The sequence below is a fragment of the Pseudomonas nitroreducens genome, from assembly GCF_010994165.1.
Lineage (GTDB): Bacteria > Pseudomonadota > Gammaproteobacteria > Pseudomonadales > Pseudomonadaceae > Pseudomonas > Pseudomonas nitroreducens.
Map to the genome: position 1 here is coordinate 894,929 of NZ_WMBX01000001.1, position 21,174 is coordinate 916,102.

The window sequence follows — 21,174 nt, forward strand, 5'->3', positions numbered from 1 at the left end:
CTTCAAGAAGGAGTGTCCATGCTTCGGGCAAAACGTTTCCTGCTGATTCTGGCGTTGGTCGTCCTGGCCGCCATCGTTGTGGTTTTCGTCCTGGAGAACCTGCAGTCCGCACAGCTGACCTTCCTCGGCTGGCAATCGCCGCAGTGGCCGCTGGTGGTCTTCATTTCCCTTGCCTTCATCGTCGGTGGCGTGATCGGCCTGCTGCTGAGCATTCCCTTCCGGGCAAAGGCGCATGCCCGCATGAGCGGCCTGCGCTCCGAAGTCACTCGTTTCCGCAAGGAGAATGACGCGCTGCGTGAAAAGTCGCTGACGGACCATGCCTAGCGTCATCGCCACGCTGTTCTTCTTCTGCGCCCTGGCCATCGGCTGGTGGATGGGGCGTCGTTCTCTTTCCCGACCCCGGGAAGCCTCCGAAACCCACCTTCGGAGCCGTATCCACAGCATGCACAACCTGCTGGAGCGACACTCCGACGATGCGCTGGAAAGCTTGTCCCAGGGCTTGGTCGTCAGCCCGGAGACTCTCGAAAGCCACCTGCACGTCGGCAACCTGTTTCGCCGTCGCGGCGATATCGAGAAAGCCATCCACATTCACCAGGAACTGCTGGGCCGCGCCGGCGAAGATGGTTCGCTGGTGGCACAGGTGCGCCTGGAACTGGCGCGCGATTACATCGCTGGCGGCCTGTTGGGTAGCGCCGAGGAACTGCTGGACGAGCTGACGCAGCAGCGCGATGAACCCATCTCCCTCGAAGCGCTGGATGAACAACGGCTGATCTGCGAGCGCGAGAAGGACTGGTCGCGCGCCATCGAGTTGGCGTCGCGCCTGGTCGCAAGTCGCCCCGAACTGAGCGCGGCGTTGGCCAACTACTACTGCGAACTCGCCCAGGAGAAGGGCAGGACCGGCGATCGCAGTGCCATGCAGGAGTTGCTGCGTGAGGCTCGCCGTGTGGACAAGCGCTGCGTGCGCGCTCTGCTGATGCGGCTGGACTGCGAGTTGTGGCGCAAGGATCAGGTCGCTGCCGTGGCTACCGTTGGCGAGTTGGCGAGCGATGCCAAGGCCTTCCTGGGCGAGATCGTGCCGCTGTTGCGTCGCCATGATGGCCTTGCCCGGCCCGAGTTGCTGGCGTGCCTGCGGGGTTTGGCCGCTGGCGAGGAAGTGCCGCCGGCAATCCTCGCCCTACTGGCGCAAAACGAGCTGCCAGCGGGAGCGTCCGGTTGGCGCGAGAGCCTGCTGGAGCGGGTGGAGCGTCATCCTTCCTGGCAAGGAGTCGGCGAGTACCTTGAAGTAGTCGGAAACGATGGCGAAAAAGACTCGGCAGCCGGAAAAATCGCTCCAATAATCATCGGTTTGTATAAGACAATGCCGCGCTATCGATGCGGCAAGTGTGGTTTCGCCGGCCGCGAACTGCACTGGCAATGTCCCAGCTGTCACGCTTGGAATGCGCTGCGACCGGTCATCTCGCCGCTCTGACGCGTTCGCTCAAACATGGAAGGCGCCGCTGGCGTCAGGTTCTGCAGGTGCTGGATTGAAGGTTCTACTCACGGGCGCGAGCGGTTTTGTCGGCCGAGGCGTGCTGGCTCGCTTGTGCCAGGAAGATGATGTGCAGGTTCGCGTCGCCCAGCGTGGCGCCATTGTGCAGTTTCCGGAAGGTGTCGAGGTGGCGCTCATCGACGGGTTGAGCGTGGCGCAATCCTGGACGCCGGCCCTGCAAGGGATCGATGCCGTGATTCATTGCGCTGCCCGGGTTCACGTCATGGACGAGCTGGCTGCCGATCCACTCGCCGAGTTTCGCGCGGTGAATGTCGAGGCGACCCGGCATCTGGCGCAGCAGGCTGCGGCGGCGGGCGTGAGGCGTTTTGTCTTTGTCAGTTCGATCAAGGTCAATGGCGAGGAAACCACGCCTGGTCGGCCGTTCACGGCCGATGCCGAGCCGCAGCCGCAGGACCCTTACGGTCAATCCAAGCTCGAGGCCGAGCGAGCCTTGTTCGAGATTGCCCGGCAGACGGGACTGGAGGTCGTGGTGGTGCGCCCGCCACTGGTCTACGGCCCAGGGGTCAAGGCCAACTTCGCCAGCCTGATGCGCGCCTTGCAGCGCCGTCTGCCGTTACCCTTCGGCGCTATCGACAATCGCCGCAGCCTGGTGGCCCGGGATAATCTGGTCGACCTGTTGGTGCTGTGCGCGCGTCATCCTGCGGCGGCAGGGCAGATGTTCCTGGTCAGTGATGGGGAAGATCTGTCCACGGCCCAGCTGTGTCGCAGCCTGAGCTGGGCCATGGGCTTGCAGCCTCGACTTCTGCCGGTTCCGGCGGGGTTGTTGCGCCTGCTGGGGCTGCTGGCCGGGCGAGGCCAACAGGTTCAGCGCCTGCTGGGATGCCTGCAGGTGGATATTTCCGCAACCCGCAGCCGGCTGGGTTGGGCTCCCCCCGTGAGCGTCGAACAGGCCCTGCTGGAAACAGTGCAGGGATACGGTCAGGAGCAGAGAAGATGAGTGCGGCATTGCTGCTTCTGGCAGTGTTCATTGCGTCCTGGGCCATGACGGCGGGTGTTCGTCGCTACGCGCTGGCGCGCAGCATCATGGATATTCCGAACGCCCGCAGTTCGCACCGGATTCCCACGCCGCGCGGTGGTGGTGTTGCGATTGTACTGGGTTTTCTCGGCAGCCTGCCCTTGGCGGCCGTGCTCGGGATGGTCGGCGGGGCCAGCCTGGTGGCCCTGCTGCCGGCCGGCGCTCTGGTTGCGGCCATTGGCTTCCTCGACGATCACCGCCATATTCCGGCACGCTGGCGGCTTCTGGGGCATTTTGTCGCGGCGCTCTGGCTGCTCTGCTGGCTGGGTGGCGTGCCCGTGTTGCCGTTGCCCTGGGGCGCGCTGGACCTGGGCCTGGCAGGTGACCTCCTGGGGCTGGTGTTCCTGGTTTGGCTGCTCAACCTGTACAACTTCATGGACGGCATCGACGGTATTGCCGGCCTGGAGGCCGTCAGCGTCTGTTTGGGTGGAGCCCTCTGCGGCTGGGCGTTCGGGGTGGTGGAGCAGGTCTGGCTGCCGTTGCTGCTGGGCCTGGCGGCGACGGGCTTCCTGGTCTGGAATTTCCCTCCCGCGCGAATTTTCATGGGCGATGCGGGCAGTGGTTTCCTCGGGTTGATCCTCGGCGGTCTGGCGCTGCAGGCCTCCTCGGTGGCCCCGCCGCTGATCTGGAGCTGGTTGATTCTCCTGGGCGTTTTCATCGTCGACGCGACGTTCACCCTGATTCATCGGCTGATGCGCGGCGAACGCGTCTACGAAGCGCATCGCAGCCATGCCTACCAACGCGCTTCGCGACGCTACGGCAGTCATCTGCGGGTATCGCTGGCGGTAACCGCGATCAACGTGTTCTGGCTCCTGCCGCTGGCGCTGCTGGTCGCGCTGGGGCATGTTTCAGGCTTGCTGGCGCTGATTGTCGCCTATGCTCCATTGGTGCTTGTCGTAGCTCATCTGGGTGCAGGTCGTCCGGATGAACAGGATGTGAGCTGAACTCCGCCGGATTGGGTGGTCAATGTAGCGGGTGGAAAATTTCCTCTGCTCGGGATAAGGACAAGCGCTGATGCTTCGAGAACGCCTGCTGAGGCTTCCGAGACGAAACAAACGGTTACTGCAGGTCACCACCGATATTTGCCTGGTGTGGTTTGCGCTGTGGCTGGCGTTCATCGTGCGACTGGGTACGGACGATCTGGAGTACCCGTTCCGCGTGCACGGCTGGTTGTTCTTTGCTGCCCCGGCGGTGGCGATTCCGCTGTTCATCCGTTTCGGCATGTACCGCGCGGTCATGCGCTACCTCGGCAACGACGCGCTGATCGCGATCTGGAAGGCGGTGACCATCTCGGCGCTGCTGTTGTCGCTGGTGGTTTACTGGAACCGCTCGGTAATCGAGGCGGTTCCGCGTTCGCTGGTCCTGAACTACTGGTGGCTGAGCCTGCTGATGATCGGCGGACTACGCCTGGCCATGCGCCAGTATTTCATGGGGGACTGGTACAGCACCGTGCAGGCGGTCCCGTTCCTCAAACAACAGGACGGCTTGCCGAAGGTTGCCGTCTATGGCGCGGGCTCTGCCGGCAACCAATTAGTTGCCGCCTTGCGCCTCGGTCGCGCGATGCGTCCGGTCGCTTTCATCGATGACGATGACGAGATAGCCAACCGTATCATTGCTGGCCTGCGCGTCTACAAGCCCAAGCATATCCAGCAGATGATCGACGAAACCGGCGTGCAGGAAGTGCTGTTGGCGATTCCCTCTGCGACGCGCGCCCGCCGCCGCGAAATTCTCGGCTTGCTCGAGCCCTACCCGGTCCACGTGCGAAGCGTGCCGGGATTCATCGAGCTGGCGAACGGCCGGGTGCGGGTAGACGACATCCAGGAAGTGGACATCGCCGACCTCCTCGGGCGTGACCCGGTCGAGCCGCGCAAGGAGCTGTTCGAACACTGTCTCCGCGGCGAAGTGGTGATGGTCACTGGCGCAGGCGGCTCCATCGGCTCCGAACTTTGCCGACAGATCCTGGGTTCGTCGCCTACCGTGCTGGTGCTGTTCGAACACAGCGAATACAACCTCTACCGGGTGCACCAGGAGCTGGAGAACCGCGTCAAGCGCGAGTCCCTCGCGGTGCAGTTGGTGCCGATCCTCGGCTCCGTGCGCAGTGCTGAGCGCCTGCTCGATGTCATGCGCACCTGGAAGGTCGCGACGGTCTATCACGCCGCGGCCTACAAGCATGTGCCCATCGTCGAGCACAATATCTCCGAAGGCGTCCTGAACAATGTGATGGGCACCTTGCATACCGCCCAGGTGGCGGTGCAGGCCGGCGTCGAGCACTTCGTGCTGATTTCCACCGACAAGGCAGTGCGCCCGACCAATGTGATGGGCAGCACCAAGCGCCTGGCGGAGATGATTCTGCAGGCATTGAGCCAGGAGTCCGCGCCGGTGCTGTTCGGCGACAAGTCCGGCGTGCACCAGGTCAACAAGACCCGGTTCACCATGGTTCGCTTCGGCAATGTGCTGGGCTCCTCCGGTTCGGTCATTCCGCTGTTCCGCGAGCAGATCAAGCGCGGTGGTCCGGTTACCGTGACCCATCCGGGCATCACCCGCTACTTCATGACCATCCCGGAAGCGGCCCAGTTGGTGATCCAGGCGGGCTCCATGGGGCGCGGCGGCGACGTTTTCGTGCTGGACATGGGGCAGCCAGTGAAGATTCTCGAGCTGGCCGAGCGGATGATCCACCTGTCCGGCCTGAGCGTCCGCTCCGAGCGCAATCCCCAGGGCGACATTTCCATCGAGTTCAGCGGCCTGCGGCCTGGCGAAAAGCTCTACGAGGAGTTGCTGATCGGCGACAACGTCTGCGCCACCGAGCATCCCATGATCATGAAGGCCAACGAGGAGCTGATGCACTGGGAGGGCTTCAAGCTCGTCCTGGCTGATCTGCTCAAGGCGGTAGAGCAGGGCAATTACGCACGTGTGCGGCAACTACTGCGGGAAACCGTCAGCGGCTATTGCCCCGAGGGCGAGATCGTCGACCTGATCCATCAGCAGCGGCGAATGGAGCCCTGAGTCGGTGGGCTACCTAGCAGGCAGCGCCGCTGCTGCGTCTGCGAGTCATGTCAGTCCTTTCTTGGTGAACTGTCGGCGGCGCCGGAATCTGCCGCCGACTCTCTAAACCGGCGTTTTCACCGGTGTTCCTGGCGATATGTTTTCCAGGCAGCGCAATCGTGCCTGCCTCGAAACCTGTTGCATCAAGGAACGATCCATGAAGAAGAGTCTGCTTTCCGTTACAAGTCTGATTCTGTTGGCGGGCCTCTCGTTCGGTGGAGCCGCTCTGGCAGCCACCAATGGGGCTCCGGCCGTAAAACCCTCAGCCGAAACCACAGTTTCGGCCGAGAAGGCGCCTATTGCCCAGGTGGCGGCCGTGAATATCAACACTGCATCGGCTGAAGAGTTGCAGCATTCCCTGAAAGGCATCGGCAAGGTGAAAGCACAGGCCATCGTTGACTACCGCACAACCAACGGTCCGTTCACCACGGTCGATCAATTGCTGGAAGTAAAGGGCATCGGCAAGGGTACGCTGGACAAGAATCGCGACAAGATTTCGCTCTGAGCTTTGCCAGTTGGAATGAAAAGGCCGGTCGTCGACCGGCTTTTTCATTGAAGACTTTTTCGAGTCCAAAGAAAAAGCCACGACATGTGCCGAGGGCTGCGAATTTGGGCTCCGCGACCTGGACTCGACGGCGTCAGCCGAACGCGCCTCAGCGCGGCTCCGAAGGGGGCACCACCTGGGACTCAGTGCCTGGAGAGAGTCCGGAGGCCCAATAAAAAAGCCCCCGGCATGTGCCGAGGGCTTCGAATTTGGCTCCGCGACCTGGACTCGAACCAGGGACCCAATGATTAACAGTCATTTGCTCTACCGACTGAGCTATCGCGGAACAACGGTGCGTATCTTACTGATTAAGAAGGGGAAGTCAACAATCAGGCGATGACTTCCCCTTAATTTTTTACAGCACCTGGACGATGGCGCGGGTGACGGTGTCCAGGTTGCCGTTGTTCAGCGCGGCCACGCAGATGCGGCCGGTGCCGACGGCGTAGATGCCGAATTCGTTCTTCAGGCGTTCAACCTGCTCGGCGGTCAGGCCGGAGTAGGAGAACATGCCGCGCTGCTGGGCAACGAAGCCGAAGTCGCGCTTGGCGCCCTGGGCTGCCAGTTGGGCGACCATGGCTTCGCGCATGGCACGAATGCGGGTGCGCATCTCGCCCAGTTCTTCTTCCCATACCGCACGCAGCTCCGGGCTATTCAGGACGGAAGCGACGACGCTGGCGCCGTGGGTCGGCGGGTTGGAGTAGTTGGTGCGGATCACGCGCTTGACCTGGGACAGGACGCGGGCGGATTCCTCACGACTATCGGTCACGACCGACAGGGCACCAACGCGCTCACCGTACAGCGAAAACGACTTGGAGAAGGAACTGGAGACGAAGAAGTTCAGGCCCGACTGGGCGAACAGGCGCACAGCGGCGGCGTCTTCGTCGATGCCGTCACCGAAGCCCTGGTAGGCGATGTCGAGGAACGGCACGTGGCCCTTGGCCTTGAGCACGTCCAGCACCTGCTTCCAGTCGTCCAGGGTCAGGTCGACGCCGGTCGGGTTGTGGCAGCAGGCGTGCAGAACGACAATGGATTGCGAGGGCAGGGCGTTGAGGTCTTCCAGCAGGCCGGCACGGTTCACGCCGTGGGTGGCGGCGTCGTAGTAACGGTAGTTCTGCACCGGGAAGCCGGCGGCTTCGAAGAGGGCGCGGTGGTTTTCCCAGCTCGGGTCGCTGATGGCGACCGTGGCGTTGGGCAGCAGGCGCTTGAGGAAGTCGGCGCCGGTTTTCAGCGCGCCGGTGCCGCCGACGGCCTGGGTGGTGACCACGCGGCCTTCGGCCAGCAGCTCGGAATCAGCGCCGAACAGCAGCTTCTGCACGCCCGAATCGTAGGCGGCGATGCCTTCGATCGGCAGGTAGCCGCGCGGAGCGTGGGCTTCGATGCGGGCCTTCTCCGCGGCCTGGACGGCGCGCAGCAACGGGAGGCGACCTTCCTCGTTGTAATACACGCCCACGCCCAGGTTGATCTTGCCCGGACGGGTATCGGCGTTGAAAGCTTCGTTCAGGCCCAGGATCGGGTCGCGGGGGGCCATTTCGACAGCGGAGAACAGACTCATTTTGGCAGCAGCTCTAAGGCGGGAGTGAAGTGCAATTGCAACCCACCCGCTCACGGCGCTGGGGGTTGCGTCGACGGGCCGGTATTATATAGGCCTCTATGGCAGGCGGCGAGTTGTCGCGCATGCTTTTCGACTGGTATGACGCTTTGGCGACCGAAGCGTCACACGTCAAAGCGAGGTTCCCATGTCGTTATTCCAGCTGGATTCGCGCTTCAAGCCCGCTGGCGATCAGCCAGAAGCCATCCGACAGATGGTTGAGGGGCTGGAAGCGGGCCTGTCGCACCAGACGCTGTTGGGGGTGACCGGCTCCGGCAAGACCTTCAGCATCGCCAACGTCATTTCCCAGGTACAGCGCCCGACCATGGTGCTGGCGCCGAACAAGACCCTGGCCGCGCAGTTGTACGGCGAGTTCAAGACCTTCTTCCCGAACAACGCGGTGGAGTACTTCGTCTCCTACTACGACTATTACCAGCCCGAGGCCTATGTGCCGTCCTCGGACACCTACATCGAGAAGGATTCCTCGATCAACGACCACATCGAGCAGATGCGGCTGTCGGCGACCAAGGCGCTGCTGGAGCGCGAGGACGCGATCATCGTCTGCACCGTGTCGTCGATCTATGGCCTGGGCGACCCGGCGTCCTACCTGAAGATGGTCCTGCACCTGGATCGCGGCGACAAGATGGATCAGCGCGAGCTGTTGCGCCGCCTGACCAGCCTGCAGTACACCCGCAACGACATGGATTTCGCCCGCGCGACCTTCCGCGTGCGCGGCGACGTGATCGATATCTTCCCGGCGGAGTCGGACCTGGAGGCCATCCGCGTCGAGCTGTTCGACGACGAAGTGGAGAACATCGCCGCCTTCGACCCATTGACCGGCGAAGTGCTCACCAAGCTGCCGCGCTTCACCTTCTACCCCAAGAGCCACTACGTGACCCCGCGGGAGACGCTGCTGGAGGCGGTGGAGCAGATCAAGGCCGAGCTGAAGGTGCGCCTGGACTACCTGCGCACCAACAACAAGCTGGTGGAAGCCCAGCGACTGGAGCAGCGCACGCGCTTTGACCTGGAGATGATCCTCGAACTGGGCTACTGCAACGGTATCGAGAACTACTCGCGCTACCTCTCCGGGCGTGGTCCTGGCGAGCCGCCGCCGACTCTTTATGACTATCTGCCTGATAACGCCCTGCTGGTGATCGACGAGTCCCACGTCAGCGTTCCCCAGGTCGGCGCCATGTACAAGGGCGACCGCTCGCGCAAGGAAACCCTGGTGGAATACGGCTTCCGCCTGCCATCGGCGCTGGACAACCGGCCGCTGCGCTTCGAGGAGTGGGAGGCGATCAGCCCGCAGACCATCTTCGTTTCGGCGACGCCCGGCCCGTATGAAGAACAGCACGCTGGTCGTGTGATCGAGCAGGTGGTGCGCCCCACCGGCCTGGTCGACCCGGAGGTGGAAATCCGCCCGGCGACCACCCAGGTGGACGACCTGCTCTCTGAGATCGGCAAGCGTGTGGCACTGGATCAGCGCGTACTGGTCACCACCCTGACCAAGCGCATGGCCGAGGATCTGACCGACTACCTGGGCGACCACGACGTGCGCGTGCGCTACCTGCACTCGGACATCGACACCGTGGAGCGGGTGGAAATCATCCGCGACCTGCGCCTGGGCAAGTTCGACGTACTGGTGGGCATCAACCTGCTGCGTGAGGGGCTGGACATGCCGGAAGTGGCGCTGGTGGCCATCCTCGATGCGGACAAGGAGGGCTTCCTGCGTTCCGAGCGCTCGCTGATCCAGACCATCGGCCGCGCCGCGCGGAACCTGCACGGCAAGGCGATCCTCTACGCCGACAACATCACCGGCTCGATGCAGCGGGCGATCAACGAGACCGAGCGCCGCCGCACCAAGCAGGTGGCCTTCAACGAAGCGCACGGCATCGTGCCCAAGGGCGTCACCAAGGATATCAAGGACATCCTCGAAGGTGCCGTGGTGCCGGGCGCCAAGGGCAAGCGCCGCAGCCTGGCGAAAGTCGCGGAGGAGAGCGGCCGCTACGACAACGAGCCGCGTACGCCGGAGGAGATCGGCAAGCGCATCAAGCAGCTGGAAGAGCGCATGTACCAACTGGCCCGCGACCTGGAGTTCGAGGCCGCCGCCGGCGTGCGCGACGAGATCGGCAAGTTGCGCGACCGCATCGTGTCGATGGGCTGATCGACTCTTTGTAGGAGCGAGCTTGCTCGCGAACTGCCTGATGCCGGTGTGGCCGGCTGATTGAGCTTTCGCGAGCAAGCTCGCTCCTACAGAATTTTGCGAGGCTTGGGACTCAGTGCGCCCCGGCCGCAGCTCCAGAACCCACGCCCGCCGGCAGCGGGCGCGTCAGCAACACCGCCACCATGCTGACTGCCAGCACGATGCCGATGGCATGGAAGGCGTCGTTGTAGGCCATGATCGCCGCCTGCTGGTGGACGATCTCGCTGATCTTGCCCAGCGCCGCCTGCTGCGTTCCCAGTTGCGAGGTCAGCTGCGCCAGGCGCTCGTCCACGGCACCGTTCACCGGCACCACCGCTTCGCGCAGGTAGTCGTAATAGACCTTGGCGCGGCTATCCAGCAGGGTTGCCAGCAGCGCGATGCCGATGGCGCCGCCGAGGTTGCGCAGGATGTTGAACAGGCTGGAGGCCGAACCGGCGTCCTGCGGTTGCAGATAGACGGTGGCGATCAGCGAGATGGTGACCATCACCATCGGCTGGCCAAGGGCGCGCAACAGCTGGATCTGATTGAACTGCGGGCCGGCGAAGTCCGGGTTGAGCACGCCGGAGAAGAAGCTCGCCATGCCGAACAGGCCGAAGCCCATGGCGCAGAGCAGGCGCGGCTCGATGATCTTCATCAGCTTGGGTATCAGCGGGATGAGGAACAGCTGCGGCACGCCCATCCACATGATCACCTCGCCGATCTGCATGGCGTTGTAGCCCTGGATCTGCGCGAGATACAGCGGTAGCACGTAGATCGATCCGTACAGCCCCATCCCCAGGCCGATGCTGGAAATACTCGACAGGCCGAAGTTGCGGTTGCGCAGGATGCCCAGGTTGATCAGCGGGTTGGGCCGCGAGGTCTGCAGAATCACGAACAGAATCAGGCTGACCAGGGCAATGCTGCCCAGGCTGACGATCAGGTTCGATTCCAGCCAGTCCTTGCGGTGGCCTTCTTCCAGGAACACCTGCAGGCAGCCCAGGCCGATGGCCATGGTGACGATGCCGGCGTAGTCGGTGCTTTTCAGCAGCTCCCAGTGCGGCGGCTTCTTCTCCAGGCCGTAGAGCAGGCCGGCGATCATCAACAGGCCCGGCGGGATGTTGATGTAGAAGATGTACTCCCAGCCGAAGTTCTCAGTCAGCCAGCCGCCCAGGGTTGGCCCGATGGAGGGCGCGAAGGTAGCGGTGATGGCGAACAGCGCCATGCCCTTGGGACGGTGGTGTTCCGGCAGCTTGATCAGCGCCAGGGTAAAGGCCAGCGGGATCAGCGCGCCGCCGGTGAAGCCCTGCATGGCGCGGAACACGATCATGCTCTCCAGGTTCCAGGCGAACGAGCAGAGCAGCGAGGAGAACAGGAAGCCGACCGAGATCATCCACGCCAGCCGGCGCGCCGAGAGCAACTGCACCAGCCAGGCAGTGAGCGGGATCATGATGATTTCCGCCACCAGGTAGGAGGTGGAAATCCACGAGCCTTCTTCCAGGGTGGCGGCCAGCGCTCCCTGGATATCCTTCAGCGAGGAGTTGGTGATCTGGATGTCGAGGACCGCCATGAACGCGCCGAGCATGGCGCTGAACACGGCGATCCAGTCGCGGCGGGTCGGCTCCCCGACTGGCCGCACCAGGGCATCAGCGGACACGCAGCTCGACCTCGGCCTCGACGGACATGCCTGGGCGGATCAGGCCCTTCAGCGGGTTGTCGTCGGCGAAGGTGATCTTGACCGGAATGCGCTGCACCACCTTGGTGAAGTTGCCGGTGGCGTTGTCCGGCGGCAGCAGGCTGAACTGCGCGCCGGAGGCGGCGAACAGGCTCTGTACCTGGCCTTCGATGGGCTGGTCGGGGAAGGAGTCGAACACCAGCCTGGCGGTCTGGCCGGGGCGCATCTTGCCGATCTGGGTTTCCTTGAAGTTGGCCTGGACCCAGATGCCGTCGTCCGGCACCAGCGACAGCAACTGGCTGCCAACCTGCACGTACTGGCCGACACGGGCGCCGCGCTGGCCGACCAGGCCGCTGACCGGCGCGTGGATTTCGGTGCGGGCGAGGTTGATCTCGGCTTGGGTGATGTCGGCGCGGGCGCTTTCGATCTGCGCCTGCAGGCGCTGGACATCGGTGCCCAGGGTTTCGCGCTGTACGCGCTGGGCCTGCAGGTCGGCCTGGGCCTTGGCCACCTGGGAGCGGGCGACGTTGGAGTCGGCGGCCAGGGTGGTGACGCGTTCTTCCGACACGTAGCCGGGCTTGCGCAGCGCCTGGGCGCGGCCGAGATCGACTTCGGTGCGGCCGAGGGTGGCCTGGCTGGCATTCACGTCGGCCGCGCTGGCGGCGATCATGCTGGTCTGGCCCTTGAGCTTGCTGCGCGCCTGCTCCAGCTCTGCCTCGCGGGTGGCCAGGGTGGCCTTGGCGCGGTCCAGGGCGAGCTGGAAATCAGCAGCTTCCAGCTTCACCAGCAACTGACCTTTCTCCACGTGCTGGTTGTCCTGCACCAGTACCTCGTCGACGCGGGCGCCGAGCTGGCTGGCAATGCGGGTGATCTCGCCCTGCACGTAGGCGTTGTCGGTGGTCTCGACGAAGCGGCCGATGAAGTACCAGCGCGCCAGGAAGGCGAGGGCGACCACGGCGAGGATGACGAAGAACACGGTCAGGCGGCGTTGTAATTGTGCGGGCATAGGTAAACGAGCGTTTGGTTGGCCAAAAAATGTTTGCCAATGTAACAGTGTTCCGTGGCAGCACGTAGCCGCTACACTTCGGAAACTTTGTTGCTTATAGGGAACAATCATGGGGCTGGATGATGCGCTGATCTTCACCCGCGTCGTGGAGCTGCACAGTTTCACCCAGGCCGCGCACAGCCTGAGCATGCAGAAGTCGACGGTGAGCCGGCGTATCGCGCTGCTGGAAGAGCGCCTGGGCGTGCGGTTGATCAACCGCACTACCCGCAAGCTGCGCCTGACCGAGGTGGGCCAGGCCTACTACGACCGCTGCCGGCAGATCATGCACGACTTCGCCGAGGCGGAGCAGGCGGTGATGCAGTTGCAGCAGGCGCCTTCGGGATTGTTGCGAATCACCGCGCCCATCGAGTTCGGCCAGATGTACCTGGCCAAGGTGCTGGGCGATTTCATGAACCTTTATCCACAGATCACCGCCGAGGTCGAGCTGACCTCGCGCAACGTCGATCCGCTGGAGGAGGGCGTGGACATCGTCATCATGGTCGGCCAGCCGGAAGACTCGACGCTGATCGCCCGGCGCATGCTCACCACCAACCGCTGCCTGTGCGCCAGCCCGGATTACCTGGAGCTGCACGGCCGCCCCGAGACCGTCGAGGAACTCGCCGGCCACCGCGCCGTGCTGTTGCAGGCAGACTCCCAGCGCTATTGGCCACTGCGTGGGGAAACCGTGCCGTGCCACCGGGTGCTGTCCTGCAACAACATCACCTTCGCCCGCGAAACCGTGCTGGCGGGGGCGGGAATCGCCTCGCTGCCGGAACTCATCGTCGACGAGGAGCTGGCCAGCGGACGTCTGGTCCGGGTGTTACCGCAGATCCAGCTGCCGGTGGGCGAGTTGTACGCGGTGTACCCGTCGCGGCGCTTCCAGGCGATGAAGGTGAAGGCCTTCCTCGACTTCCTGATCAACAACCTGCCCATCGATCCCGGTCGCTGGCTGGAGCCGAAGGCGGCCCGCCTGATACCATCGCACCCATGAGCGCGTGCGCCGTCGCGCGCTGTCCGCTTCACACGAAGAATTGCTGCACACGAGAGCCTTCATGACCACAGTCCGCACCCGTATCGCGCCGTCTCCCACCGGTGACCCGCACGTCGGCACCGCGTATATCGCGCTGTTCAACCTCTGCTTCGCCCGCCAGCACGGCGGTCAGTTCATCCTGCGTATCGAGGACACTGACCAGGTGCGTTCGACCCGCGAGTCGGAACAGCAGATCTTCGACGCACTGCGCTGGCTGGGTATCGAGTGGGATGAGGGCCCGGACGTCGGCGGCCCGCACGGCCCGTATCGGCAGAGCGAGCGCGGCGCCATCTATAAGCAGTACAGCGACGAGCTGGTCGACAAGGGCCACGCCTTCCCCTGCTTCTGCTCCTCCGAGCGCCTCGACGCGCTGCGTGCCGAGCAGCAGGCGCGCAAGGAAACCCCGCGCTACGACGGCCATTGCATGCACATCCCGAAAGAGGAATCGGCCAAGCGCATCGCCGCCGGTGAGTCCCACGTGGTGCGCATGAAGGTGCCGACCGAGGGCGTCTGCGTGGTGCCGGACATGCTCCGTGGCGACGTGGAAATCCCGTGGGACCGCATGGACATGCAGGTGCTGATGAAGGCCGACGGCCTGCCCACGTACTTCCTCGCCAACGTGGTCGACGACCACCTGATGGGCATCACCCACGTCCTGCGCGGCGAAGAGTGGCTGCCTTCGGCGCCCAAGCTGATCAAGCTGTACGAGTACTTCGGCTGGGAGCAGCCGGTGCTGTGCTACATGCCGCTGCTGCGCAACCCGGACAAGAGCAAGCTGTCCAAGCGCAAGAATCCTACCTCCATCACCTTCTACGAGCGCATGGGCCTGCTGCCCCAGGCGCTGCTGAACTACCTCGGCCGCATGGGCTGGTCCATGCCTGACGAGCGCGAGAAGTTCAGCCTGGCGGAGATGATCGAGCATTTCGACCTGTCCCGCGTGTCGCTGGGCGGGCCGATCTTCGATATCGAGAAGCTCTCCTGGCTGAACGGCCAGTGGATCCGCGAGCTGTCCGTCGAGGACTTCGCGAAGGAAGTGCAGAAGTGGGCGCTCAACCCCGAGTACCTGATGAAGATCGCCCCGCACGTGCAAGGCCGCGTGGAGAACTTCAGCCAGATTGCTCCGCTGGCCGGTTTCTTCTTCAGCGGCGGCGTGCCGCTGGACGCCAAGCTGTTCGAGCACAAGAAACTCGATGCCACCCAGGTTCGCCAGGTGCTGCAACTGGTCCTGTGGAAGCTCGAAGCGCTGCGCCAGTGGGAAAAGGATCGCATCACCGCGACCATCCAGGCGGTGGCCGAACACCTGGGTCTCAAGCTGCGTGACGTGATGCCGCTGATGTTCCCGGCCATCACCGGTCAGGCCAGTTCGGTGTCGGTGCTCGACGCCATGGAAATCCTCGGCGCCGACCTGTCGCGCTATCGCCTGCGCCAGGCCCTGGAACTGCTGGGTGGTGCGTCGAAGAAAGAAGCCAAGGAGTGGGAAAAGATTCGCGACGCCATCGGCTCCTGAGTTCTTTCCTCCACTGAAAAAGGCCGGACGCTGCAAAGCTCCGGCCTTTTTTCACACCGGCGTCGTTGATTGCGGACGTACCGGGGGAGGGCAGGCGAGCCGCGGATTTCGCCGGCCGGAAACCGCGGTGGTCACTTAAGTGATTGTTCTGTGGGAGAAAAAAATAAGAAATCTGAAAAAATGTTGTTGACAGGGGTTCGCCTCGCCCCTAAGATGCGCCCCGTTCCAGCGACGAACTGAACTGACAGAGCGAAGCGGAACGGTAGATCCAGCGGTACTTTGGGGCTATAGCTCAGCTGGGAGAGCGCTTGCATGGCATGCAAGAGGTCGACGGTTCGATCCCGTCTAGCTCCACCAAATTACCAGTAAGCTTCGTTTGTCCGAGCGGAGCTGAAATCGAAGGTTTTGCGTCCCCTTCGTCTAGTGGCCTAGGACACCGCCCTTTCACGGCGGTAACAGGGGTTCGAGTCCCCTAGGGGACGCCACTATTCCAGCGACGATGCGTTCGCGTCGTCAGCCAGAGTCATCTGGGGCTATAGCTCAGCTGGGAGAGCGCTTGCATGGCATGCAAGAGGTCGACGGTTCGATCCCGTCTAGCTCCACCAAATTCCCATACGGGATGAAGCCAGAATCCACCGCCTGGTGGGTTTCTTCGAAGGATATGTCCCCTTCGTCTAGTGGCCTAGGACACCGCCCTTTCACGGCGGTAACAGGGGTTCGAGTCCCCTAGGGGACGCCATTTTTATCGCTCTGCGATGCCTATAGGACCACTGAGACTTTCAGTGGCCCTTTTGTTTTTATCCCTCTCCGAAAGATTTCTCCCGACCGGCGGTCGCAACTTCTGCTTGCCGATTTTTATTATGTGAATAATATTCTATCCATAATATTTCAGCCGGAGGCCCGCCATGAGCGACAAGAAAGCCCAGACCCGCGAACGCATCCTCTCTGCCGCCACCAGCGCGCTGCTGCAGCGTGGCCCGGTCGGCCCGAGCGTGGGCGAGGTGATGTCGGCGGCGGGGCTGACGGTGGGCGGTTTCTATTCGCACTTCGAGAGCAAGGATGCGCTGATGCTGGAAGCCTTCCGCGAACTGCTTGCCAAGCGTCGCGAAGGGCTCAAGCGCTTCGATCCGAAGTTGAGCTTCGCCGAGCGCCGCGCGCTGACGGCGCAGTTCTACCTGTCGCGCAAGCATCGCGATACCGAGGAGGAGGGTTGCCCGATTCCCAGTTCGCTCAACGAGGTGGCCAACCTGCCGGAAGCTTTCCGCCAGACCCTGGAAGAGCACGTGGAATTGATGGTCGCGGCTTTGGCCGGACGTCCTGAAGAGATCGACACGGTGCTCAGCGACATGGCCCTGATGATTGGTGGCTTGGCGCTGGCACGGGCCCTGGGCGACGGCGACCTGTCCGATCGCGTCCTGCGTGCCGCGAAGAAAGCGGTGGTCTGAGGAGGTGCGAAAAAATGAATAGCCTGAGCTGGGTTCGAGGCATCAATGCCACCCTGGGGCGCGTGGCGCCGCAATGGGCGGCGGGGCGCATGCGTGAGCTGTTCGTGACGCCTAATGAACATGCGCCGCGTGACTGGGAGCTGCCGCTGCTGGCCAGCTCGGAGCGCGTGACCCTGCGCTTTGGTTTGTCCGCGTTGCGCTGGGGAGAAGGGCCGGCTGTGTTGCTGATGCACGGTTGGGAAGGGCGGCCGACCCAGTTCGCCACGCTGATCGAGAATCTGGTGGGGGCCGGTTATGGCGTGATCGCCCTGGACGGACCGGGGCATGGGCGCTCGCCCGGTCGGGAAGCGGATATCGTGCTGTTCGCCCGTGCGCTCCTTGAGGCGGCTGGCGAGCTGCCTCCGCTGCGCGCCGTGATCGGCCATTCCATGGGCGGCGCCAGCGCCTTGCTGGCCACCCAGATGGGCTTGCGTACCGAAACGCTGGTCACCATCGGTGCGCCCAGCAATGTGCTCGGCGTCCTGCGGGGTTTCTCCAGCGTCGTCGGCTTGCCGCCGGTAGCGCGCTCGCGCTTCATCCGGATGATCGAAAGCCGCGCGGGGATTGCCGCCAGACAACTGGATGTGGCGCGCTATCAGCTGGACTTTCCTGGCCTGGTGGTTCACGCCGAGGATGACCGCTACGTGCGCGTGAGCGAGGCGGCGGCCATCCATGAAGCCTGGCCGCAAAGCCGGCTGCTGCGCCTGCCCGCTGGCGGACATCACCGGGTGATGGCGGACGCAGCCGTCATCGACGCGATCCTCGAGTTGCTGGAAGCGGTCGAGGAGCCGCTGCCCCTGGCCCTGGTTTCCTGAGTCATTCACCCTGGTGATGACGGCGGCTACAGGCCGCCGTTTTCGTTTCGTGATGGCCCCTTGCGGGTCGTCAGGCCCGGCGCGCTGGCGTAGACTTTCGGGCATTTCCGGCCGCCCCGGCCTGGGCGCGAGGTCTTGCGTACGCGGGTGGTCGATGGGGGGAATGCATGAATCTGTCGCTGGATTGGGTACTGCAGAAGGCACGCCCTGTCATGCCGGTGCTGGTGATCGACGATGTGGCGCTGGCCGCCGACCTGGCCCGTGCACTGTATGACGGGGGTGTGCGGGTGCTGGAAGTGACCCTGCGCACGCCGCAGGCGCTGGATGCGGTCGCGGAGATCCGCCGCGAGCTGCCGGAGATGATCGTCGGTGCCGGCACCCTGATCCACACCGAGCAATTCCAGGAAGCCCGCGATGCCGGCGCCCAGTTCGCCGTCAGCCCCGGCTGCACGCCGCGCCTGGTAGCCGCCGCCGACGATGCGAAGCTGCCGTTCCTGCCGGGCGTGATGACGCCCTCCGAGGTGCTGGTGGCACTGGAGTACGGATATCGCTCGCTGAAGCTCTTCCCCGCCGACGGCAATGCCGCGATCAAGATGCTCAAGAGCCTCAAGGCACCCTTCGCCGGCATCCGCTTCTGCCCGACCGGCGGCATCACCCAGGAAAACCTGCTCAACGTGTTGCGCCTGCCCAATGTCGCCTGCGTCGGCGGCACCTGGATCGCACCGCCCAGCCTGGTACGCGCCCGCGCCTGGGATCAGATCACCCAATTGGCCAGCGAGGCGCGCGCGCTGGCTGCAAGCCTGGAGCATGCTGCATGAGTTGGCGGTTACCCGATCCGTTCGTCATCGATATCGAGGTCAAGTCCGAGGACATCGACGGTCTCGGTCACGCCAATAACGCGGTGTACGTCAGCTGGCTGGAGCGCTGCGCCTGGCGGCATTCGCAGAAACTCGGGCTGGACCTGGCCGAGTATCGCCGGCTGGACCGCGCCATGGCCGTGGTCCGCCACGAAGTGGACTACCTGGCCGCCGCCTACGAAGGTGATCAGTTGCAGTTGGCGACCTGGATCGTCGAGTCGGACCAGCGCCTGAAGATGACCCGCTACTTCCAGTTGGTGCGCCCGGCGGACGCCCTGACCCTGCTGCGCGCGCAGACCACCTTCGTCTGCATCGAGCTATCTACCGGCAAACCCAAGCGCATGCCAGCGGAGTTCATCGAAGGTTACGGCCGCGCTCTGCTCTCCCCGGACACCCTGGCCGCTGGCGCGTGATCCGTCGCGCCGCGCTTTTCCCGGCGCGGCGCATTCCCTACAATCCGCGGCCTTCGCCATAGCCCGAGATTCCCCCGTGCAGATCGCCCTGGCCCCGATGGAGGGGCTGGTAGATGACATCCTCCGCGATGTGCTGACCCGCGTCGGCGGCATCGACTGGTGCGTCACCGAATTCATCCGCATCAATGACCGACTGCTGCCGCCGTCGTCCTTCCTGGCGCTCGCCCCGGAACTGGCGCACGGCAGCAAGACGCGCGCCGGCGTGCCGATGCGTGTGCAACTGCTCGGCTCCGACCCGCAACTGCTGGCGGAGAACGCCGTGCAGGCCTGCGAACTGGGTGCGCCGGTGATCGACCTGAATTTCGGCTGCCCGGCCAAGACAGTGAACCGCTCCCGTGGCGGCGCGGTGCTGCTCAAGGAGCCCGAGCTGATGTTCAGCATCATCGAGGCCGTGCGCCGCGCGGTGCCTGCGCACATTCCGGTGACCTCGAAGATGCGCCTGGGCTACGACAGCCCGGACGGCGCCATCGATTGCGCCCGCGCCCTGGCCGACGCCGGTTCCGCCCATGTGGTGGTGCACGCCCGGACCAAGGCCGATGGTTACAAGCCGCCCGCGCATTGGGAGTGGGTGGCGAAAGTAGCGGATGCGGTGAAGGTGCCGGTGTTCGCCAATGGCGAAGTCTGGACGCTCGAGGATTACCATCGCTGCCGTTCCATCAGCGGCGTGGCGGACATCATGCTCGGCCGCGGGCTGGTTTCGCGCCCCGATCTGGCCCGGCAGATCGCCGCGTGGCGTGACGGCCGCGAGGTGGTGCCGATGCCCTGGTCGGAAGTGCGCGTGCTGCTCGACGACTTCTGGCGCCAAGCCCGGCGCAAGCTGGCACCGCGCTATGCGCCCGGGCGCCTGAAGCAGTGGCTGGGGATGCTTACCCGCAGTTATCCCGAGGCCGTGGAGCTATTCGCCCAGGTACGCCGCGAGCACGATTGCGACGTGCTGGATCGGATGCTGCAGGTCGAGATCGAAGCGGCCGCCTGATCTGCTCTTCGCAGGAGCGAGCGCCACGATTACACCGAATCAGCGGCCGCCGCTGACGTCGACGAAGCTGCCGGTGCTGTAACTGGACTCGTCCGAGGCGAGGAACAGGATCGCCCGCGCCACTTCCTCAGCCTCACCGCCACGTCCCAGCGGAATCGCCGCTTGCAGGCGCTCCACACGCCCGGGTTCGCCGCCACTGGCATGGATTTCGGTCTTGATCAGCCCAGGCCGCACGGCATTCACGCGGATGCCTTCTGCCGCCACTTCCTTGGCCAGGCCGATGGTCAGGCTGTCCACGGCGCCCTTGGCGGCGGCGTAGTCGATGTACTCGTTGGGCGAGCCCAGGCGCGAGGCCATGGACGATACGTTGACGATGCTGCCACCGTTGCCGCCGTGCTTGCGCGCCATGCGTTTGATCGCCTCGCGGCAGCAGAGGAAAGTGCCGGTGACATTCACCGCGAATACCCGCTGCAGGCGCGCCACGTCCATGTCTTCCAGGCGCATCTGGCGCTCGAGGATGCCGGCGTTGTTCACCAGCACGTCGAGGCGGCCGAAGGCTTCGTCCACTTCTCGGAACAGTTGCAGCACATCGCTCTCGTTCGCCACGTCGGCGGCGAAGGCGCGTGCCTTGCCGCCAGCCCCTGTGATTTGTGTCACCAGCGCCTCGGCGGCCTCGCGTTCGCGACGATAATTGATCGCCACGGCATAGCCGCGCGCGGCGGCGAGCAGGGCGGTGGCGGCGCCGATGCCGCGACTGGCGCCGGTGATCAGCATGACCTTGTCCATGGAAAATCGTCCTGTGGCGAAGGGGGCTTGAAATGGATTCGAGCAGCCCAATCTATGTTCCTGCGGGAGGCCGAAGACGGGTCCCGCACCGGAGTTCTGAAGACAGGCTCCCGATCATACCTTGCTGAAATTTTCAGGAGATTCGCAATGAGCAACGTCCTTTCCCTCGCCCCGCTGTTCCGCCAGTCCGTCGGTTTCGATCGTTTCAACGATCTGTTCGAATCCGCCCTGCGCAGTGAAAGCGGCAGTTCCTACCCGCCCTACAACGTCGAGAAGCATGGTGACGACCAGTACCGTATCGTCATCGCCGCTGCCGGCCTGCAGGAGGAAGACCTGGAGCTGCAAGTGGAGCGCGGTGTGCTGACCGTCAACGGCGGCAAGCGCGAAAAGGCTTCCGAGAGCGTCACCTACCTGCACCAGGGCATCGCCCAGCGCGCCTTCAAGCTGTCGTTCCGCCTCGCCGACCATATCGAGGTTCAGGGTGCGTCGCTGAAGAACGGCCTGCTCAGCGTCGAGCTGGTGCGTATCGTTCCGGAAGAAGCCAAGCCCAAGCGGATCGCCATCAACGGCCAGCGCCCGGCCATCGAAGGCTGAGCAACGCCCCGGCGC

The 21,174-nt window shown here is 64.1% G+C and carries 19 protein-coding genes and 5 tRNA genes; 19 read left to right on the plus strand and 5 right to left on the minus strand.

The window, feature by feature from the left end:
- Positions 1-18: 18 nt before the first annotated feature.
- The 6 genes from GJV37_RS04295 to GJV37_RS04320 all read left to right on the plus strand — a co-directional run bounded on the left by GJV37_RS04295 (position 19) and on the right by GJV37_RS04320 (position 6,111).
- Positions 19-324 carry a lipopolysaccharide assembly protein LapA domain-containing protein gene (locus GJV37_RS04295; protein ID WP_024765972.1) on the plus strand — a complete coding sequence of 102 codons (306 nt, stop codon included), beginning with the start codon at positions 19-21 and terminating at the stop codon, positions 322-324.
- Positions 317-1,468: a hypothetical protein gene (locus tag GJV37_RS04300; protein WP_170858334.1), complete on the plus strand. Its 1,152-nt coding sequence runs from the start codon at positions 317-319 to the stop codon at positions 1,466-1,468. The genes GJV37_RS04295 and GJV37_RS04300 overlap by 8 nt, the downstream gene beginning before the upstream one ends.
- A gap of 55 nt (positions 1,469-1,523) precedes the next feature.
- Positions 1,524-2,486 (plus strand): UDP-glucose 4-epimerase family protein, encoded by a 963-nt coding sequence (locus tag GJV37_RS04305; RefSeq protein ID WP_193452166.1) that lies wholly within the window; start codon positions 1,524-1,526, stop codon positions 2,484-2,486.
- Positions 2,483-3,508, plus strand: coding sequence for an MraY family glycosyltransferase (locus tag GJV37_RS04310; protein WP_038803625.1), 1,026 nt, complete (start codon positions 2,483-2,485; stop codon positions 3,506-3,508). Before GJV37_RS04305 ends, GJV37_RS04310 begins: the two co-directional genes overlap by 4 nt.
- Before the next feature lie 70 nt (positions 3,509-3,578).
- Positions 3,579-5,567, plus strand: a complete 1,989-nt coding sequence (locus tag GJV37_RS04315; RefSeq protein ID WP_170858335.1) for a polysaccharide biosynthesis protein — start codon at positions 3,579-3,581, stop codon at positions 5,565-5,567.
- Positions 5,568-5,763: 196 nt separating this feature from the next.
- Positions 5,764-6,111 carry a ComEA family DNA-binding protein gene (locus GJV37_RS04320; RefSeq protein WP_024765976.1) on the plus strand — a complete coding sequence of 116 codons (348 nt, stop codon included), beginning with the start codon at positions 5,764-5,766 and terminating at the stop codon, positions 6,109-6,111.
- 249 nt (positions 6,112-6,360) lie between these two features.
- Here GJV37_RS04320 and GJV37_RS04325 read toward each other — a convergent pair.
- Positions 6,361-6,436: transfer RNA gene (locus GJV37_RS04325), tRNA-Asn, on the minus strand.
- Positions 6,437-6,505: 69 nt separating this feature from the next.
- Complete coding sequence (locus GJV37_RS04330) at positions 6,506-7,702, minus strand: amino acid aminotransferase (RefSeq protein ID WP_024767348.1); 1,197 nt, start codon at positions 7,700-7,702, stop codon at positions 6,506-6,508.
- A 184-nt stretch (positions 7,703-7,886) separates the two neighbouring features.
- Between GJV37_RS04330 and uvrB the strand changes: the two genes are divergently transcribed.
- Positions 7,887-9,902: an excinuclease ABC subunit UvrB gene (gene uvrB / locus GJV37_RS04335; RefSeq protein ID WP_084357425.1), complete on the plus strand. Its 2,016-nt coding sequence runs from the start codon at positions 7,887-7,889 to the stop codon at positions 9,900-9,902.
- 112 nt (positions 9,903-10,014) lie between these two features.
- On the opposite strand, the gene GJV37_RS04340 is transcribed toward uvrB, so the two are convergent.
- The gene (locus GJV37_RS04340; RefSeq protein ID WP_037017955.1) at positions 10,015-11,574 is read right to left on the minus strand and encodes an MDR family MFS transporter; all 1,560 of its coding nucleotides are present in this window, start codon (positions 11,572-11,574) and stop codon (positions 10,015-10,017) included.
- The gene (locus GJV37_RS04345; RefSeq protein WP_024767346.1) at positions 11,564-12,598 is read right to left on the minus strand and encodes an HlyD family secretion protein; all 1,035 of its coding nucleotides are present in this window, start codon (positions 12,596-12,598) and stop codon (positions 11,564-11,566) included. The genes GJV37_RS04340 and GJV37_RS04345 overlap by 11 nt, the downstream gene beginning before the upstream one ends.
- Before the next feature lie 109 nt (positions 12,599-12,707).
- Between GJV37_RS04345 and GJV37_RS04350 the strand changes: the two genes are divergently transcribed.
- The 11 genes from GJV37_RS04350 (at position 12,708) to GJV37_RS04400 (ending at position 19,779) form a co-directional block, all read left to right on the plus strand.
- Entirely contained in the window at positions 12,708-13,628 is a 921-nt protein-coding gene (locus tag GJV37_RS04350) for a LysR family transcriptional regulator (protein ID WP_193452167.1), read from the plus strand.
- A 61-nt stretch (positions 13,629-13,689) separates the two neighbouring features.
- Complete coding sequence (gltX, locus tag GJV37_RS04355) at positions 13,690-15,174, plus strand: glutamate--tRNA ligase (protein ID WP_024767344.1); 1,485 nt, start codon at positions 13,690-13,692, stop codon at positions 15,172-15,174.
- A 281-nt stretch (positions 15,175-15,455) separates the two neighbouring features.
- Positions 15,456-15,531, plus strand: a tRNA-Ala gene (locus GJV37_RS04360).
- 52 nt (positions 15,532-15,583) lie between these two features.
- Positions 15,584-15,659, plus strand: a tRNA-Glu gene (locus GJV37_RS04365).
- A 44-nt stretch (positions 15,660-15,703) separates the two neighbouring features.
- Positions 15,704-15,779: transfer RNA gene (locus GJV37_RS04370), tRNA-Ala, on the plus strand.
- Positions 15,780-15,837: 58 nt separating this feature from the next.
- Positions 15,838-15,913 (plus strand) — tRNA-Glu (locus GJV37_RS04375).
- A gap of 166 nt (positions 15,914-16,079) precedes the next feature.
- On the plus strand, positions 16,080-16,619 hold the full coding sequence (locus GJV37_RS04380) for a TetR/AcrR family transcriptional regulator (RefSeq protein WP_024766899.1): 540 nt from the start codon (positions 16,080-16,082) through the stop codon (positions 16,617-16,619).
- Between the two features lie 14 nt (positions 16,620-16,633).
- Positions 16,634-17,473 (plus strand): alpha/beta fold hydrolase, encoded by an 840-nt coding sequence (locus GJV37_RS04385; RefSeq protein WP_169889625.1) that lies wholly within the window; start codon positions 16,634-16,636, stop codon positions 17,471-17,473.
- 167 nt (positions 17,474-17,640) lie between these two features.
- The gene (locus GJV37_RS04390; RefSeq protein ID WP_169889627.1) at positions 17,641-18,291 is read left to right on the plus strand and encodes a bifunctional 4-hydroxy-2-oxoglutarate aldolase/2-dehydro-3-deoxy-phosphogluconate aldolase; all 651 of its coding nucleotides are present in this window, start codon (positions 17,641-17,643) and stop codon (positions 18,289-18,291) included.
- Positions 18,288-18,743 carry an acyl-CoA thioesterase gene (locus GJV37_RS04395; RefSeq protein WP_024766902.1) on the plus strand — a complete coding sequence of 152 codons (456 nt, stop codon included), beginning with the start codon at positions 18,288-18,290 and terminating at the stop codon, positions 18,741-18,743. The genes GJV37_RS04390 and GJV37_RS04395 overlap by 4 nt, the downstream gene beginning before the upstream one ends.
- 76 nt (positions 18,744-18,819) lie before the next feature.
- On the plus strand, positions 18,820-19,779 hold the full coding sequence (locus tag GJV37_RS04400; RefSeq protein ID WP_037014614.1) for a tRNA dihydrouridine synthase: 960 nt from the start codon (positions 18,820-18,822) through the stop codon (positions 19,777-19,779).
- Positions 19,780-19,818: 39 nt separating this feature from the next.
- On the opposite strand, the gene GJV37_RS04405 is transcribed toward GJV37_RS04400, so the two are convergent.
- The gene (locus GJV37_RS04405) at positions 19,819-20,565 is read right to left on the minus strand and encodes an SDR family oxidoreductase (protein ID WP_065086055.1); all 747 of its coding nucleotides are present in this window, start codon (positions 20,563-20,565) and stop codon (positions 19,819-19,821) included.
- A gap of 147 nt (positions 20,566-20,712) precedes the next feature.
- On the opposite strand from GJV37_RS04405, the gene GJV37_RS04410 reads away from it, so the two are divergent.
- A complete protein-coding gene (locus GJV37_RS04410) occupies positions 20,713-21,159 on the plus strand; it encodes an Hsp20 family protein (RefSeq protein ID WP_024766905.1) in 447 nt (148 codons plus the stop codon).
- Positions 21,160-21,174: the final 15 nt, after the last annotated feature.

What these genes read in the sequence shown, in the direction of transcription:
- GJV37_RS04380 (WP_024766899.1), top strand. Translation starts at nt 16,080, where the DNA reads ATGAGCGACAAGAAAGCCCAGACCCGCGAACGCATCCTCTCTGCCGCC.
- GJV37_RS04395 (WP_024766902.1), top strand. Translation starts at nt 18,288, where the DNA reads ATGAGTTGGCGGTTACCCGATCCGTTCGTCATCGATATCGAGGTCAAG.
- GJV37_RS04410 (WP_024766905.1), top strand. Translation starts at nt 20,713, where the DNA reads ATGAGCAACGTCCTTTCCCTCGCCCCGCTGTTCCGCCAGTCCGTCGGT.
- GJV37_RS04390 (WP_169889627.1), top strand. Translation starts at nt 17,641, where the DNA reads ATGAATCTGTCGCTGGATTGGGTACTGCAGAAGGCACGCCCTGTCATG.
- GJV37_RS04350 (WP_193452167.1), top strand. Translation starts at nt 12,708, where the DNA reads ATGGGGCTGGATGATGCGCTGATCTTCACCCGCGTCGTGGAGCTGCAC.
- GJV37_RS04330 (WP_024767348.1), bottom strand. Translation starts at nt 7,702, where the DNA reads ATGAGTCTGTTCTCCGCTGTCGAAATGGCCCCCCGCGACCCGATCCTG.
- gltX (WP_024767344.1), top strand. Translation starts at nt 13,690, where the DNA reads ATGACCACAGTCCGCACCCGTATCGCGCCGTCTCCCACCGGTGACCCG.
- GJV37_RS04295 (WP_024765972.1), top strand. Translation starts at nt 19, where the DNA reads ATGCTTCGGGCAAAACGTTTCCTGCTGATTCTGGCGTTGGTCGTCCTG.
- GJV37_RS04310 (WP_038803625.1), top strand. Translation starts at nt 2,483, where the DNA reads ATGAGTGCGGCATTGCTGCTTCTGGCAGTGTTCATTGCGTCCTGGGCC.
- GJV37_RS04405 (WP_065086055.1), bottom strand. Translation starts at nt 20,565, where the DNA reads ATGGACAAGGTCATGCTGATCACCGGCGCCAGTCGCGGCATCGGCGCC.
- GJV37_RS04385 (WP_169889625.1), top strand. Translation starts at nt 16,634, where the DNA reads ATGAATAGCCTGAGCTGGGTTCGAGGCATCAATGCCACCCTGGGGCGC.
- GJV37_RS04345 (WP_024767346.1), bottom strand. Translation starts at nt 12,598, where the DNA reads ATGCCCGCACAATTACAACGCCGCCTGACCGTGTTCTTCGTCATCCTC.
- GJV37_RS04300 (WP_170858334.1), top strand. Translation starts at nt 317, where the DNA reads ATGCCTAGCGTCATCGCCACGCTGTTCTTCTTCTGCGCCCTGGCCATC.
- GJV37_RS04320 (WP_024765976.1), top strand. Translation starts at nt 5,764, where the DNA reads ATGAAGAAGAGTCTGCTTTCCGTTACAAGTCTGATTCTGTTGGCGGGC.
- uvrB (WP_084357425.1), top strand. Translation starts at nt 7,887, where the DNA reads ATGTCGTTATTCCAGCTGGATTCGCGCTTCAAGCCCGCTGGCGATCAG.
- GJV37_RS04315 (WP_170858335.1), top strand. Translation starts at nt 3,579, where the DNA reads ATGCTTCGAGAACGCCTGCTGAGGCTTCCGAGACGAAACAAACGGTTA.